General features: G+C 53.3%; 16 protein-coding genes. 6 read left to right on the top strand and 10 right to left on the bottom strand.

Going from position 1 to position 15,498, the window contains the following annotated elements:
• Positions 1-2 precede the first annotated feature (2 nt).
• The 5 genes from AC1WNR_RS12685 to AC1WNR_RS12665 form a co-directional block, all read right to left on the bottom strand.
• The gene (locus tag AC1WNR_RS12685; RefSeq protein WP_481644860.1) at positions 3-866 is read right to left on the bottom strand and encodes a carbohydrate ABC transporter permease; all 864 of its coding nucleotides are present in this window, start codon (positions 864-866) and stop codon (positions 3-5) included.
• On the bottom strand, positions 856-1,755 hold the full coding sequence (locus tag AC1WNR_RS12680) for a carbohydrate ABC transporter permease (RefSeq protein ID WP_481644859.1): 900 nt from the start codon (positions 1,753-1,755) through the stop codon (positions 856-858). The genes AC1WNR_RS12685 and AC1WNR_RS12680 overlap by 11 nt, the downstream gene beginning before the upstream one ends.
• 52 nt (positions 1,756-1,807) lie before the next feature.
• Positions 1,808-3,055, bottom strand: coding sequence for an ABC transporter substrate-binding protein (locus tag AC1WNR_RS12675; protein WP_481644858.1), 1,248 nt, complete (start codon positions 3,053-3,055; stop codon positions 1,808-1,810).
• A gap of 94 nt (positions 3,056-3,149) precedes the next feature.
• Positions 3,150-4,544, bottom strand: a complete 1,395-nt coding sequence (locus AC1WNR_RS12670; RefSeq protein ID WP_481644857.1) for an ATP-binding protein — start codon at positions 4,542-4,544, stop codon at positions 3,150-3,152.
• 56 nt (positions 4,545-4,600) lie between these two features.
• Positions 4,601-5,266 (bottom strand): response regulator transcription factor, encoded by a 666-nt coding sequence (locus AC1WNR_RS12665; RefSeq protein WP_481644856.1) that lies wholly within the window; start codon positions 5,264-5,266, stop codon positions 4,601-4,603.
• Between the two features lie 376 nt (positions 5,267-5,642).
• Between AC1WNR_RS12665 and AC1WNR_RS12660 the strand changes: the two genes are divergently transcribed.
• A complete protein-coding gene (locus AC1WNR_RS12660; protein WP_481644855.1) occupies positions 5,643-6,476 on the top strand; it encodes a MurR/RpiR family transcriptional regulator in 834 nt (277 codons plus the stop codon).
• Here AC1WNR_RS12660 and AC1WNR_RS12655 read toward each other — a convergent pair.
• The 5 genes from AC1WNR_RS12655 to AC1WNR_RS12635 are packed head-to-tail and all read right to left on the bottom strand — an operon-like array spanning position 6,473 to position 10,972.
• Positions 6,473-8,011: a cryptochrome/photolyase family protein gene (locus tag AC1WNR_RS12655; RefSeq protein WP_481644854.1), complete on the bottom strand. Its 1,539-nt coding sequence runs from the start codon at positions 8,009-8,011 to the stop codon at positions 6,473-6,475. The two genes, AC1WNR_RS12660 and AC1WNR_RS12655, sit on opposite strands and share 4 nt — an antisense overlap.
• Positions 8,008-8,157, bottom strand: coding sequence for a DUF2256 domain-containing protein (locus AC1WNR_RS12650; protein WP_481644853.1), 150 nt, complete (start codon positions 8,155-8,157; stop codon positions 8,008-8,010). Before AC1WNR_RS12650 ends, AC1WNR_RS12655 begins: the two co-directional genes overlap by 4 nt.
• Positions 8,157-9,467, bottom strand: coding sequence for a DASH family cryptochrome (locus tag AC1WNR_RS12645; RefSeq protein ID WP_481644852.1), 1,311 nt, complete (start codon positions 9,465-9,467; stop codon positions 8,157-8,159). Before AC1WNR_RS12645 ends, AC1WNR_RS12650 begins: the two co-directional genes overlap by 1 nt.
• A 53-nt stretch (positions 9,468-9,520) precedes the next feature.
• Positions 9,521-10,231, bottom strand: coding sequence for a tRNA (N6-threonylcarbamoyladenosine(37)-N6)-methyltransferase TrmO (gene tsaA / locus AC1WNR_RS12640; protein WP_481644851.1), 711 nt, complete (start codon positions 10,229-10,231; stop codon positions 9,521-9,523).
• A 48-nt stretch (positions 10,232-10,279) separates the two neighbouring features.
• Positions 10,280-10,972, bottom strand: coding sequence for a phosphoribosyltransferase family protein (locus AC1WNR_RS12635; RefSeq protein WP_481644850.1), 693 nt, complete (start codon positions 10,970-10,972; stop codon positions 10,280-10,282).
• A gap of 97 nt (positions 10,973-11,069) precedes the next feature.
• Here AC1WNR_RS12635 and bioB point away from each other — a divergent pair, with 97 nt between their 5' ends.
• The 5 genes from bioB to bioD are packed head-to-tail and all read left to right on the top strand — an operon-like array spanning position 11,070 to position 15,470.
• On the top strand, positions 11,070-12,131 hold the full coding sequence (bioB, locus tag AC1WNR_RS12630; protein WP_481644849.1) for a biotin synthase BioB: 1,062 nt from the start codon (positions 11,070-11,072) through the stop codon (positions 12,129-12,131).
• Positions 12,131-13,309 (top strand): 8-amino-7-oxononanoate synthase, encoded by a 1,179-nt coding sequence (bioF, locus tag AC1WNR_RS12625; RefSeq protein WP_481644848.1) that lies wholly within the window; start codon positions 12,131-12,133, stop codon positions 13,307-13,309. The genes bioB and bioF overlap by 1 nt, the downstream gene beginning before the upstream one ends.
• Positions 13,302-14,045 (top strand): alpha/beta fold hydrolase, encoded by a 744-nt coding sequence (locus tag AC1WNR_RS12620; RefSeq protein ID WP_481644847.1) that lies wholly within the window; start codon positions 13,302-13,304, stop codon positions 14,043-14,045. Before bioF ends, AC1WNR_RS12620 begins: the two co-directional genes overlap by 8 nt.
• Positions 14,035-14,793, top strand: coding sequence for a malonyl-ACP O-methyltransferase BioC (gene bioC, locus AC1WNR_RS12615; protein ID WP_481644846.1), 759 nt, complete (start codon positions 14,035-14,037; stop codon positions 14,791-14,793). Before AC1WNR_RS12620 ends, bioC begins: the two co-directional genes overlap by 11 nt.
• On the top strand, positions 14,790-15,470 hold the full coding sequence (gene bioD / locus AC1WNR_RS12610; protein ID WP_481644845.1) for a dethiobiotin synthase: 681 nt from the start codon (positions 14,790-14,792) through the stop codon (positions 15,468-15,470). Before bioC ends, bioD begins: the two co-directional genes overlap by 4 nt.
• Positions 15,471-15,498: the final 28 nt, after the last annotated feature.

Here is a 15,498-nt window from a genome sequence, read left to right as displayed (position 1 = left end):
TATTAACCTTTTACTGCGCCGGCGGTTAAGCCGCGGACAAAATATTTTCCGGCAAAGATGTAAACCAATAGAGTCGGAAGCGCGGCTATTACGGCGGCGGCCATATCGACGTTGTACTCTTTACCACCTACAGAGGTGTTGACGAGGTTATTAAGTGCCACAGTGATGGGCTGGGTGCCCGGACCGGAGTAAACCACGCCGAAAAGGAAGTCATTCCAGATCTGAGTGAACTGCCAGATGATCGTTACCACGAAGATGGGCAGTGAGACCGGCAAGAATATGTGACGGAAAATAGCGAAGAAACTCGCTCCATCCAGCTGCGCTGCTTTGACGAGCTCAGTAGGAACCGAAACATAGAAGTTACGGAAGAACAGCGTGGTAAATGCGAGTCCATAGACCACGTGAACCAGTACTAAACCCGTTACCGTGTTTGCCAGTCCGAGCTCTGCCAGCAGACGTGCCATGGGTAGCAGAACGACCTGAAAGGGTATGAAGCAACCGAAAAGTAACATACCAAAAAGGAGTTCGCTGCCGCGAAAACGCCATTTGGCAAGCACATAGCCGTTGAGTGCCCCAATGACTGTTGACAGAAGTACTGCCGGAACGACGATCTTGACTGAGTTCATGAAAAATGGAGCCAATCCCTCACACTCAGAGCCTGTGCATGCGCTGCTCCAAGCTTTAATCCAGGCGTAGAGAGTCGGATCTTGCGGTAGCGCTAGCAGATTACCGTTACGGATCTCTTCGATGTCCTTGAACGAGGTTGTGATCATCACATAAAGCGGCGTTAAGTAGAGCAACGCCATGATCAGAAGAAAGCCGTATATCAGTACACGGCCCGGAGTCAGTTGAGTCTTACTGGCCATTGCGCTGTCCTCTTAGTTCGGAGTAGAGATAAGGAACTAGAATTGCGAGCACACCCATCAGCATTACCATCGCACTAGCGCCACCGAGTCCCATCTGAGCCCGGTTGAAAGCGAAGGTATACATGAAATTAGCCGGCAGATCTGACGAGTAGCCAGGGCCGCCGCCCGTCAGTGCTTGAACGAGATCGAAACTCTTAATTGCGATGTGAGACAGAATCACAATAGCGCTAAAGAACACGGGGCGCAGTATCGGCAAAATAACATGCCAGTAGGCTTTGAATGGGCTCGCACCATCGATTTGGGCGGCTTTTACAAGGCTGTCGTCTACACCGCGAAGACCTGCAAGGAACATTGCCATCACGAAGCCGCTGGACTGCCATACAGCCGCGATAACGATGGTGTAGATTGCCATGTCTTGCTCAACTAACCAGCGAAACTCAAAGCTCTCAAAGCCAAGATCAACCATCAGTTTTTCGAGGCCCAAGCCTGGGTTTAGGATCCACTTCCACGCTGTACCTGTCACCACGAAGGAGACTGCCATGGGATAGAGATAAATGGTTCGTATAGCGCCTTCGCCGCGAATTTTCTGATCGAGGAATATTGCCAAAACGAGACCGATCAGCAGAGATATAGCGATAAAGAGAACGCCGAAGACAAGCAGGTTATTGAGTGCAACATCCCAGCGAGGATTGGCGAACAGACGGCCGTATTGATCCCAGCCTACAAACTCCCACTGCGGTAGCATACGGCTCTTGGTAAATGATAGCGCACCGGTCCAGAGCATAAAGCCGTACATACATACCAGCATCGCTACAGTTGTAGGGGCGAGTACAATTTTAGGCAATAGGGTCTCTAGCGTCAGCGGCTTCGATGCCTTCGACACAGACATATCTTGACTCCTGAAAAATAGAACAGGGCCCCTGTACGGGGCCCACACAGACTTACATCGCAGCCTGAATTGATGCGATCAGCTGAGCTTTAGCGTCTGCTGCAGACTGATCAGAGTTGAAGAAGTTAGTGGCGGTATCGTAGATTGCGCCAGAAACTGCTTCAGATACCGCCATGCCGTGAGCAAAGCTTGGTACCAGACCGCCAGTCTGAGCGCTTGCCACGAAGGCGTCCATAGATGCGTGTGCACAGCTATCAAACTCGTCGCGAGCCATGCCGAGGCGAGCTGGGATAGAGCCTTTGTTCAGGTTGAATACTTTCTGGAAGTCTTCACCGAGGATCTGCTTGGCCATCTCCTGCTGAGCGGCTTGAGCACCCGCATCACCCTGATTGAAGAAGGCGAAAGAGTCGACGTTGAAGGTGAACGCGCCAGAGGTTCCTGGAGCTGCAACACAAGCGTAGTCAACGCCCGGTGTTTTGCCGGCGACGGTAAATTCACCCTTCGCCCAGTCACCCATGATCTGCATTGCTGCTTCACCATTGATAACCATCGACGTTGCAATGTTCCAGTCACGGCCGGCTGCGTTGCTATCGACAAACTGGCGAAGTTCACCGAAGACACGGAATACCTCTTCTGTTGTAGCACTGTTCAGTGCCTCAGCATCGAGCTCTACGAAGGCTTTCTGGTAGTAGTCAGCGCCGCCTACACCCAATACCACAGCCTCAAATACAGTCGCATCCTGCCACGCCTGTCCACCGTGAGCTAGCGCGATAAAGCCTGCATCCTGAACCTTTTTAGCCTGAACGATGAAGTCATCCCAAGTTGTAGGGATAGTAGCACCCGCTTTCTGGAAGACAGAAGGGTTCGCCCAGAGCCAGTTAACGCGGTGTACGTTCACGGGAGCAGCGACATATTTACCATCAAACTTCATAACATCAGATACAACGCTAGGAAGTAGAGCGTCCCAGTTGTTGGACTTTGCTACAGTGTCGATATCAGCTAGGAAACCGAGGTCGCCCCACTCCTGAATTGAAGGGCCTTTAATCTGCGCTGCAGTAGGTGGATTACCTGATGCTGCACGTGATTTCAGCACGGTCATGGCGCTTTCGCCACCACCACCTGCAACTGCAAAGTCTTCCCAGCCCACGTTTGCTTCAGCGAGTTTCTCTTTCAGGTATGCAACTGATTTCGCTTCGCCACCACTCGTCCACCAGTGTAGAACCTCTACATCTGCTGCTTGAGCATTAGTCGCTGAGATGGATGCTGCAGCCACGCAAACTGCGAGTGTACGTTTGAACATTGAGATTTCCTCTTCTTGTTTTGGATTGGTTTTTTGGAACAGAGTAAATATATCAATCCGTATATGACGAAGATTTGTCGAACGTTACAAAGTGTTACAAAGGGAATCGAACTTCAACAATTAAACCCTTAGGTTCGCGATCCTTGAGCTCTATCGATGCGCCATGCAGTTGTGCTATGGAACGGACGATGCCCATTCCTAAGCCTACGTGAACGGAGGTAGGTGCCTTATCGATTCGGAAAAATGGCTCGAACACTTTCTCCTTGAGTTCGTTGCTGATCCCCGGGCCCCGGTCGCATACTGCAATTACGATCGAGTCCTCCTCTAACCATCCATTTATCTCTGCTGCGCGTCCGTAGTGCAGGGCGTTATCAATCAGATTGGTCAGCAACCTTTCAAGGGATAGAGGCCGTCCGTTGATCCAGAGGTCCGCTGTAATATTGCTCCGGCAGGGTAGGTCCTCAACTTTTGCGCTATTGAGGCAGCGCTCGGCCAGTTCTCTTAAATTGACCGGTTCACTATTTTCATGGATTGCTCCGTCTTTGATCATCTGTAGGGAAGCTTTGACCAGTGCTTCGAGATTGTTCAAATCATTGGTCAGCGCATTACGGAGCGTTTCATCATCTATCAGCTCCGCGCGTAAACGTGCTCGAGTTAGAGGAGTCTTCAAATCATGGGAGATCGAAGCGAAAAGGCGCTCGCGGTCCGAGATGTATTTTTCGATACGCTGCGCCATCTGGTTGAACGCACGGATAGTGGTCTGCATTTCCCGTGTACCCTCCACAGGAATGGTCTCCATTGTTTGGCCCCGCCCAAGAGCGTCTGCCTGCTTTGCCAGGCGCCGCAGAGGTCGCACGATCCCTAGGACCAACAACATTGTAAGAAGCGCCGCGGTTAGAGTCACAACAGCCATCGAGAGTATTCGCTCAGCATTGAAGACGGTATCAACAAGAATACGGCCCTCAGGAAACACTGTTGCTAAGTAAACCCACTCCTGCTCTCCCAATGGCAGTTGTACAACTACGGCAGGGCTGTTGTCTCCGGGATTGAGAAGAGCGAAACTTTGCCACTTAGGTGGCAGTTCAACCATCCGATTGCGGTTGTTCAATATGCGCAGGTCGTCAAAGGAGACAAACTGCACGTCTACTGTGCGGTTTGACACGTCAAATTGGGCAGCGAGACTCTCTATCAATCTACCGCGCACCAAGCCTTGTAAGTCGTTTTCTGGTAGTTTTTCTAGCTCAAGGTAATTTTGATTTACCGATACAAAGAATCTTGTGCCCCCCATGTCTCTGAGTTGATCGAGCACGATGTGACGATAGCTTTTTGGAAGACGGCTAAAAAACTCTAGGGTTTGTCCTATTCGCGCGCCCATTGACTCGGAGACTTCTGTGAGTCGTGCACGTTCGGTCGCTTGCAACTGACGGTTCCAAATGAGCGCGCTCATTAGCTGTGCTAGCAGAATTCCCAGAAGCAGAATAAGAGTCATTCGGGCAATGATCGATTGAGGAAGTAACCTGTCACGCTGTCTCGACCAAAAACCAATCATACGATTACCAAGAGATACCCTTTGCCACGCACAGATTTTATTGGGTCATGCTCTGAGTGTTGAGTAAGCTTAGAGCGCAGTCTACTGACAAGGGTATCGATTGAGCGGTCGAAAGCACTGGCAGTTCTGCCCTTTAGGTCCAGTGAGAGTTGGTCGCGGCTGACAATTTCGCCGGGTCGTTTAACGAGTGCCTGCAGCAGGTCAAACTCGGCTCCGGTCAGGTCAAGTGGGGCCCGATTGTAGTAAGCCACGCGTTGTTTAGCATTTAGCTTGATAGCTCCCTCTGTTGAATCTATCGCGCTAACTGCACTTCGACGCAGCAGAGCTTTGAGTCGTGCTAGGAGCTCGCGCGGATTAAACGGCTTACCCATATAGTCGTCCGCCCCTAATTCCAGACCGAGTATCCGATCTATGTCATCACTGGCTGCGGTGAGCATAATAATAGGAAGGTCAGAGGTTTTGCGCAGCTCTCGACACAGCTGCAGTCCGTCCATACCCGGGAGCCCGACATCGAGTATCACCAGATCGCTCGCCCCTAAGCCTGTCGCCATTAAGGCCTCCGCCGATGGGAATGCTGATACGCTGAACCCGCTTTTTTCCAGATAACCTGTTAATAGTTCGCGGATTTCACGATCGTCATCAACTAAAACTACTGAGTGCATATCGGGTTCCATTGGTCGCGGCGTTTATCTAGCTAGCTTTCGTCGCGCGGGAAATTTCGGATCAGCCTGAAGTAGCAATAAGTCGTCAGGGCGCCAGTCAGAATCCCCCAAAATGGGCTGCCGATAACAAACCACTCGTAGAGAGTCCATGCAGCTAAGAAAATTGTGATGCCGTATCGTCGGCTAACGGGACGGAAGAACTCGAGGTCCTGATCGCGAATCATAGTGGTTCCTTAAAGATTCGATTTCCGTTGATTCTCGCAGATTTAGGCAGAATGCTACCAGTGTTTTAGAATTTTTCTTCGTTATCTGGAAAAAATATTCCAAAAGCTAAAGCTTAAAGCTAGTATGAAAGAAAAAATTAGGGAAAATCGCGATGCCGTCTGGACTGCCAAAAACGCTCAATGAGCTAAAGCTCGTTATTGCTGAGCAACATCAGAGTTTGAGTAAGCGTCTGCGCCAGGTTGCGCAGTATCTGGTAGACCATCCCAATCAGATCGCCTTCGGCACCGTTGCCACTATCGCTAAAGATGCCGAAGTGCACCCCTCTACCTTAGTGCGTTTTGCCAACGCTTTTGGCTTCTCTGGTTTCTCCGAGATGCAACGTCTGTTTCAGCAGCAGCTGTTGCAGGAGTCACCTAGCTACTCAGATCGTATGCGCATAGCGCGTGAGTCGCTGGGTGAGAACAGTGCAGATCCGGTCAATCTGCTGGGGCAATTCGCTTCGGCCAACTCAGCAACGCTCGATCAGCTTGTTTCCGAGGTCGATATGGATGCGCTGCGCGCTGCTGAGCAGTATTTACTTGAAGCGGATACCGTTTACATCATAGGTGTACGGCGTGCGTTCGTTGTTGCAAGTTACTTTGCCTATGCCCTTCGTCATGCGGAGCGTCGCGCATTTCTTGTCGACAGTGTGGGTGGTTTGACGAAGGAGCAGGGTTGCAGTGTACGCAAGGGCGATGCGCTTATTGCTGTAAGCTTTCACCCGTACGCTGCTGAAACTCAGGAGATTGTTCGCGATGCGGCTGGCAAAGGAGTTCCCGTCGTTCTGATCACGGATAGCCAACTCAGTCCGCTGGCGCCTCTAGCCAGTAGTATGCTGATCGTTAAAGAGGCGGATGTTCACGGGATACGCTCTCTGTCGGCCTCTCTCTGTATAGCGCAGGCGTTGTCGGTCAGTCTCGCCAACCGCACCGAGAAGGACGCTTAGAGCGCCTCCAAGTTATCGATACACCAGCGGGCGCGATCTAGCACGGCCTGCTGGCTCTGCTCGTCGCGCTTATCCCAATTTTTGTACAGCATCCCCAAGCGCGGATTTGCCGCTAGGCGGTCGCGGTGCTTCAGCATGAATCCCCAATAGAGACTGTTAAATGGGCAGCCACGCTCGCCGGTCTGCTCGGTTACCTTGTAATAGCACCCTTTGCAGTAGTCGCTCATGCGATTGATGTACGCGCCGCTGGCTGCATAAGGCTTGCTGGCGACGATGCCGTTATCGGCAAAAAGCACCATGCCCCGTGTATTGGGCTGCTCAACCCACTCAAGCGCATCAATATAGATGCCAAGGTACCAGGCATCCACCTGATTGGGGTCAAGCTGTGCGATGAGGGAGAAGTTGCCGGTTACCATTAGGCGCTGAATATGATGGGCATAGCTGTATTCAAGTGACTGACTTATGGCCTGCTGCATGCACTTCATCTTTGTCTCGCCACTCCAGAAGTAGCTCGGCAAGTGGTTATATGCATCTAGCGCATTCAGCGTCCCATATTCGGGTTGATTGACCCAGTAGATGGCGCGGATAAACTCTCGCCATCCCAAAATTTGGCGCACAAAACCCTCAATCTGTGCGAGATCGATCTCATCCGGACGTTGCTGCCACTCGGCGATTGCGCGTTCGATCACCTGCTGTGGCGAGATCATTTTGGCGTTGATCGCGAAGGAGAGTCGAGAGTGATACAGGCTCCATTTGTGCTGAGTTTGAGCGGTCATCGCATCTTGAAAACGCCCGAAAAGGGCGAGTTGATTGGCGCAGAAAAATTCCAGCAGTTCGAGCGCTTCTGAGCGACGGGTTGGCCAGATCAGCTGAGTCTGTGCGTCACCGAAATGATCAACTTGATGACGCTCAAGACGCTCTAGAATCCCGCTAACATTGGTGCTGAAAACGAGCGGCTCAGGTACCTGCTCAATATCGGCTGGTTTCAGTTTTTGGCGGTTGTCGCTATCGAAGTTCCAGCGCTCGCCTACGGGATCGTCACCCTGCATCAGGTAGCCGTAGCGCTTGCGCATCCGGCGATAGAAAGCCTCCATGCGGCTGGATTTACCCGGCTTAAATTGCTTAAAGATATCGTCGAAAGGTAGCAAAAAGTGCTCGGTATCGACTTCGCGCATGGCAATACCCGGGTCAAAATCACGCAGCTGTTGCAGCAGACGCCACTCATCTGGCCGCTGATACTCGAACTGTTCAATGCTATGTTCGGAGATAAGAGCGCGCAGCAGGGCAGGAAGGTCAGTGTGCTGACTCGTCTCATCGAGTGTTAGATGAATCACCTGATGGCCAGCTTCGGTTAGGGCCTGCGCGAAGTGCTGCATTGCTGCGAAGAAAGCGCAGATCTTCTGTACATGGTGGCGTACGTACCCAGTCTCCTGCTTCAGCTCTGCAATCAGATAGTAGGTGTCGTTATCTGTTTCGCGAAACCAGCTATGTCGCGCGTTGAGCTGATCGCCCAGTATTAGGCGCAGACGTTTCATTGTTGATCCTTGGATTTTGGCGCGCGCCGACAGCGTTCGGAGCAGTATTTCACCTGCTCCCAATCGCGCTCCCACTTTTTACGCCAGGTGAACGGGCGCTGGCAGTGCAGGCAGATCTTCTCGGGGAGGTGCGCTTTCTTGTGCATTAGGCAACCGGCCAGTCGTAGTAGTCGCGATTCGGCAACGGGTGTGCGTGCTCTTTGCCCTGCCAAGCGTTAACAAAATTTTGGTCCGGGTCGTAAATTTTGGTCTGCTTATCGAGGTCGAATTTGCGATGCCCGCGCGGGTCAGCACCTACGCCGGCTAGGTATTGCCAGTTGCCCCAGTTGCTCGCGACGTCATAGTCGATCAGTTGCTGCTCAAAATAGGCGGCACCGTATCGCCAATCTAGGCCAAGTTCATGCACAAAGGCACTGGCGACTAACTGGCGAGCACGGTTCGACGTGTAGCCGGTCGCGTTCAGTTGTCGCATTGCTGCGTTCACGATCGGATAGGGGGTTGTGCCCTCACACCAAGCTTTGAAACGCTCCGGATAGAAAGAGGTCAGCGGGGAGCGGTTAAACGGCCCCTGCAGTTTGAATAGTTTTGCTCCGAAACGCATGCCGTACCACTGAAAATACTCGCGCCACAAAAGCTCAAATTTCAGCCAATAGGTAGACTCGTTGGCTACAACCTCTGTTTCGTATTGATTGATACGGTGCCACAGGCGGCGTGGAGAGAGACTGCCGTTCGCTAGCCAGGCGCTGAATTTAGAAGAGTAGTCCCAACCGTCAAGGCCGTTACGTGTCTCTTTGTAGGTTTGTGGTAGTTCGCCGCCGAAGTAGTAATCCAGCTGGGTCTTGGCACCGGTTTCGCCCCCCAGAAAAAGTGAGGGCATTTCGGATGCCGGTAGGTCGACGACTTTATCGCTCAGGTTAGGCACGGGTGGGGGCAATTGCTCAGGCGCGATTGTTGGCGTGTTTGGCTCGAGCTTTTTCTTTTCGATTTTGCGTCTGAAAGAGCTGAAGCTCTCCGGAAGTTGTTCCAACTCAAAGGGTAACTGATTTGCGCTGAAGAGTGTCTGACTGCTAATGGCATCACACTTGAGATGCGGGAAGCGGCTGTGCAACTGTTTAAGGGCGTGACGCTCATAGTGCCCGGGATGTTCGGCGGTAATGACGCGGCTCACCTTCGCTAGCTGCACAAGGCGTGTTAGCGATTCCAGTGGCGTATCGTGCCACAGCAGCAGGCGTTGCCCACGCTGTTTCAGCCGTTCGTTCAAATCGTCCAGTGTCTGCTGCAAGAAAGCCCGCCGGTGACTTCCCAAAGAGTGCAAAGAGTATCGATTTGCTCTAAACCAACTCGGCTCCACCACGAATAGGCAGATGAGTTGATCAGCCTCGAGTGCTGCTTCGACAGCAGGGTTGTCATCAAGACGCAGGTTATGTGTGAACCAGAGAAGGGTGGGGCCGGGCATCAGGGTACTCCTTTTAGAGCCTGAGTTACGCGGTGTGCGGGGCTTTGGAGCATCTAAACTGGGGTTTTCTCCAGGCTGACTAAGTGTATTGCTGTATCGCTGATTCGGAATCGAATATTGAGATCGTAGAGTCGAACACCGTAGGTGCGATCTGGGTCCTGCTGATAAGCGGGTCGCGGATCGCAGGCCAGAAGTTCACTGATCTGCTGTTGCAAGTCTGAGGGGTAGTCTGCGGTTATTTGAGAGAGCTGTTGCTGTGCCTCACTGGAGACCTCTAGCGGTAGCTCCAGTTTGGTCGCACTACTCGCTAAATCATAGGTCGCTTCCGGAAGGCTGTCGGCATAGGGTAGGTAGGGTTTGATATCGATGATTGGCGTACCATCCAATAGGTCGGCGCCCCGGACCGTCAGAACAGCTGTCTGTCCCTGCATTTCGATATTCAGAAGCTCAACCACCGACATGCCGATATGGTTAGGGCGAAAGGGAGAGCGAGTCGCGAAGACACCGAGCTTCTGATTGCCACCCAAACGAGGCGGCCTAACACGCGGTTTCCAGCCCTGATCAATAGCTTTGGAAAAGATGAACACTAGCCAGATGTGGCTGCACCGTTCTAGCCCTGAGACAGCCTCGCGGCTAGAGAATTCGGGCTCGAGAATCACCTCTGCAGTGATCGATGGTGCCAGTCCGGGTTGGCGCGGGATACCAAACTTCTCTGTAAATGGGCTTGAGATACGGGCGATTGTCTGGACCTGCATTGCATCCATCTCGGTCTGCTAGATGAGGGCTAACTATAGCGCTAGCTGTGTCTCATATCACTCAGGCGTGCGACAGAGAACGACTACATCAACCTTTTGGCAGCCTGCTTTTATCAACAGCGAGCTCAGCCGTTCAACAGTCGTACCCGTCGTCATCACATCATCAACTAGCGTGACCCGGTTAGGAATATCATCACCTAGTTCGTAACAGTTCTGTAGATTGGCTTTGCGCTCGGTGCGATTGAGTCTGGCCTGATGCGGTGTGCGATGCAGTTTACTTAGTAGACGAGGCTGGTGCCTCAGATGCAGAAGTTTAGCTAGCCTGCGACTGATCAGTTCGCTCTGATTGAAACCTCTCAGGGTCTGGTCCCACGAGTGCATCGGTACTGGGATCAGTGTTGAAACCGGGTCCAGACGCTGATCTATGAATTTCGCTAGCAGGTAGCTCAGCCAATAGAGCGGTTCTGGGTCACGGCTGGTTTTTACTCGATGGATAAGTTGGGGGAGGGGAAAACGGTAGTTAAACCCTGCTAAGACCTTATCGAAGCAGGGAGGTGAGTCCCGACATTCGCTACAGAGGCCATCCGTGCCGCCCCTTCCGGGCAGGGCGCATCGCGCACAGCCTTGTTGGAGATAGGGGAGGTCTAGTTCGCAGTCGTTACAGACGCCATAACGGTTTGCTGGAGCGATATCACAGAGTGGACAGGTGTGATTAATATTTAAGCATTTGTTCAATAATTGACGGTTCATTAGTTGACAGTTCTCCGTGTCACTTTAAACTGCTCGTATCCTTGAGAGCAGTCACACCGAAGTGGTGCTTCATATAAGTTTAGGAGAAATTTCGTTTATGTCTGCAACCGCATCTGCAACGGCCAACACCAAGAAAGCGTGGAGCACTGAAGAGATTCAGGCGCTCTTTGACCTGCCGTTCAATGATCTGCTGTTCCGTGCGCAGACTGTGCATCGCGAGAACTTCGATCCGAACGAAGTGCAGGTAAGTACACTGCTCTCGATCAAGACTGGTTCATGCCCAGAGGACTGCAAATACTGTCCGCAGAGCGCTCACTACGATACTGGTCTTGAGAAGCAGCGACTGATGGAAGTAGAAGCTGTACTGAACAAAGCTAAGCAGGCGAAAGAGACTGGCGCCACGCGCTTCTGTATGGGTGCTGCTTGGAAGCACCCAACTGATCGCGATATGCCATACATTTTGCAGATGGTGCGCGGTGTGCGCGAGATGGGTCTGGAGACGTGCATGACGCTGGGTATGCTTAAGCCCGAGCAGGCCGATCAGTTGGCCGATGCGGGTCTGGACTACTATAACCACAATCTCGATACCTCGCCTGAGTTCTACGACAAGATCATCACAACGCGCACTTACCAGGACCGCCTGGATACGCTGCAGCATGTGCGTGATAGCGGCATGAAGATCTGTAGCGGCGGGATCCTTGGGATGGGCGAAACGGCGAGTGATCGCATCGGTCTACTGCAGCAGCTAGCTAACCTACCGCAGCCGCCAGAGTCCGTGCCGATCAATATGCTGGTTAAAGTGGCGGGTACACCGCTAGAGAACGTCGAAGATCTGGATCCGTTTGAATATATTCGCAATATTGCTGTCGCACGTATTCTGATGCCGACCTCACATGTGCGCCTCTCGGCAGGTCGTGAGTCGATGAGCGACGAGCTGCAGTCGATGGCATTCTTCGCTGGAGCCAACTCGATCTTTTACGGCGAGTGTCTTTTGACCACACCAAATCCTGAGACTCACCGCGACCTGCAGCTCTTCAAACGTTTGGGGCTGCGCCCTGAGCAGCGCATTGAAGAGGATGACGCGACACAACAGCAGGCGATCGAGCAGCAACTTATCAAACAGGCAGACGAGCCGAAGTTTTACGACGCGAGTCACTAATGAGTCGGTTAGATCAGCGTCTCAAGCCGCAGCTTGAGGCGCGCGAACAGGCGCACCTCTACCGTCGGCGCCGCACACTCGAGAGTGCGCAAACGCCCCTAGTGCGCGTAGATGGGCGTGAGTATCTCGCGTTCTGTTCCAATGACTATCTGGGGCTTGCCGCTGATCAGCGCATTGCTGCTGCCTTGCGTCAGGGAACTGAGCTTTACGGAGCTGGTAGCGGTGCTTCGCACCTCGTTTTGGGTCATAGCCGGGCACATCAGCAGTTGGAGGAAGCTCTGGCTGAACACACGGGACGCGATCGCGTACTGCTCTTCTCCACCGGATATATGGCTAACCTTGGCAGCATTGCTGCGCTTACTGGGCGTGGCGAATTGGTGCTTCAGGATAAGTTAAATCACGCATCACTTCTTGATGGCGGGCTGCTCAGTGGTGCTCGCTTTAAACGTTATCGCCATGCTGATGCTGGTTCGCTGGATACCCTGCTAGAGGGTGCGCAAAAGAGCGATACGCTCGTCGTGACCGATGGCGTCTTCAGTATGGATGGAGACCTAGCCCCGCTACCTGAAATTAGCAAGATCTGTGAAGCGCGAGCTGCACACTTACTAGTTGATGATGCGCACGGTTTTGGTGCCTTGGGGGCAACGGGTGCAGGCATTGCAGAGCACTTTGGCATGGACCAAGAGCAGCTCCCAATTCTGATCGGCACACTGGGCAAAGCCTTCGGTACCGCCGGTGCGTTTGTCGCTGGTAGTGAAGCGCTGATCGAGTATCTGATTCAGTTTGCCCGACCTTACATATACACCACGGCGATGCCGCCAGCAGTCGCGCATGCAACGCTGGAGAGCTTAGCGATTGTGCGATCTGAGGGGTGGCGGCGCGAACATCTGGCTGAGCTGATTAAAATGTTCCGAGCGGGGGCGTCTGAGCTCGGTCTAGAGCTGATGGAGTCCGAAACAGCCATACAACCTATTGTAATCGGTGAGTCCGACAGGGCGATGGCGATGAGTCGCAGCTTGGAGCAGCAGGGTATTTTTGTTGGGGCAATCCGACCGCCAACAGTACCTGCGGGCAGTGCCCGTCTGCGCGTGACGCTCAGTGCCAGCCACACACGCGAACAGGTGGCGCGGTTGCTCAACGCATTAGAGGTTGCCCAGAAGGAGCTGGCTCTTGGCTGATGCACGTCCTTCGTTAGCGGTACTGGGTGGCTGGGGTGTCTCGCCAGAAATTTTGCGCCCTTGGCTTGAAACGCTGGAAGAATCTATGGATATCCATCGGGTGGATATACCCGATTTAGACGCCGGACAACTACTTAGCGTTGAAGAGCGGTCTAGGCGATTGCTGCAATCGGCGCCCTCCAATAGCTACTGGCTCGGCTGGTCGCTCGGGGGGGCGATCGCACTCGATCTCGCGAGTTATGCGCCCCAATCTATCCGAGGTGTCATTACTCTGGCGACTAATCCATGCTTTGTGGGGCAGTCTGACTGGCCCGGGATGGATGCCGCGACCTTTGCTAGCTTTCTGCAGGCTTACCGCGAGATACCTGCGAAAACCCTGCAGCGCTTCGCCTCCTTGCAAGTGGCTGGTGCCGCCGAGCCACGAGGGCAGTTGCGAGCGCTGAAAGCTAATCTGTTAGAGCCGCAGGTCGTGCTTGCGCAGCTATTGGAACTGCTGGCTATTGATCGCCGCGAGCAGTTAAACCAGCTCGAGGTTCCGGCATTGATGATACTGGCTGATTCGGACTCACTGGTTCCGATAGAGTTGGCCAATCGAATACTTTCCCTGTTGCCTGAGATTGACCTGAGTCTGATTGAATCCGCCAGTCATCTACTGTTTCAAGATCAGCCAACGCAGCTAACAGCGTCTGTTCTGGGTTGGCTTGGTAGGCTCGAGAGTGGTCAAGATGCGCAATAAACGGCTGGTTGCCGCTTCGTTTAGCCGTGCTGCGCCCCGATATGATCGGGTAGCGGGTCTGCAGCGGCGTATTGCCGATCAACTGGCGTCCTGGCTCGCGGACTCGCGGGTGGAGCGAGCTTTGGATCTTGGATCAGGTACAGGCTATGCCAACAGCTGGCTCAGCGAACGTGCGGAGCAATTGGTTAATGTTGATCTGGCAGAGGGGATGCTGAGTTTTGCCCAATCTCAGGGATGCAAGGGCTCCCATGTCGCAGGGGATGCTGAATCTCTGCCGCTCGCTGATAACACCCTGGATCTTCTTTGGTCATCCTTGGCGCTGCAGTGGAGCGAGCAACCCGAAGCGCTAATCACGGAACTTTGTCGTGTTATGCGACCTGGCGGTCGGATCCTGATATCTACTCTTGGCCCTTCGACACTGTTCGAGCTGCGTGAGTCCTGGGCTTCGGTGAATGAGCAGCAGCACGTGAACCGTTTCATACCGCCGTCTGAATGGCTTGGCTATCAATTACCGCTAGAGCTTGTTCGGCACGAGCAGAGCACCGAAGTGGAATACTATGCTGAGGTCGGGCATCTGCTAAGAGAACTGCGTACCCTCGGCGCGCATAATGTGAACCCTGAGCGCCGGCAGGGTTTGGGCGGTCAGGCAGAGCTCAAGGCAATGATGCAGCACTATCAACAGTTTCGAACCGAGCAGGGGATTCCTGCTAGTTATGAAGTGCACTATTTGGAGTTTATCCGTCGATGAAACAGAGCTATTTCGTTACCGGCACCGACACCGATTCAGGCAAAACACTGGTGAGCGCGGCGTTGCTGCACGCATGGAGCAAGCAGGGGCTAGAAACACTGGGTATAAAGCCCGTAGCGGCTGGATGCGAGCTGATAGATGGCGAGTTGAAGAATGACGATGCGTTGGCGCTGATGGCGCAAGCGAGCATCGAGCTGAGTTACTCGCAGGTAAACCCCGTTGCATTGGAGCCAGCTATTGCACCTCACATCGCAGCTGCTCAAGCGGGCGTAAACCTCAACTCAGACCGTCTGGCGGCCTACTGTCGCGGCACCCTGATGCGCAAATATGACCGCGCGCTGGTTGAGGGGGCCGGAGGCTGGCGCGTACCTCTAAATGATCGAGAGCCACTATCGCGGCTCGCACAAGAGCTCGGCTTTCCCGTTATTTTGGTGGTTGGGATGAAGCTGGGCTGTCTGAATCATGCACTTCTGACCGCCGAAGCGATTCGTCGAGATGGGCTGCAGTTAGCCGGTTGGGTAGCCAACCGAGCAGAACCGCAGATGTCTGAGTTTGACGCCAACCTTGAGTGGCTCACTAAAGCCATAGGCGTCCCTCGGCTGGGCACAATCCCACACCTCTCCACACCCTCGGCGGCAGAAGCTGCTCAGTATCTAGATCTCTCTTCATTGGGCTGATTGTTTTGCAGGTATAGTTTTAGGTGGC

It is taken from the genome of Marinobacterium marisflavi, from assembly GCF_982447095.1.
This window is presented reverse-complemented; position numbering and strand designations above follow the sequence as displayed.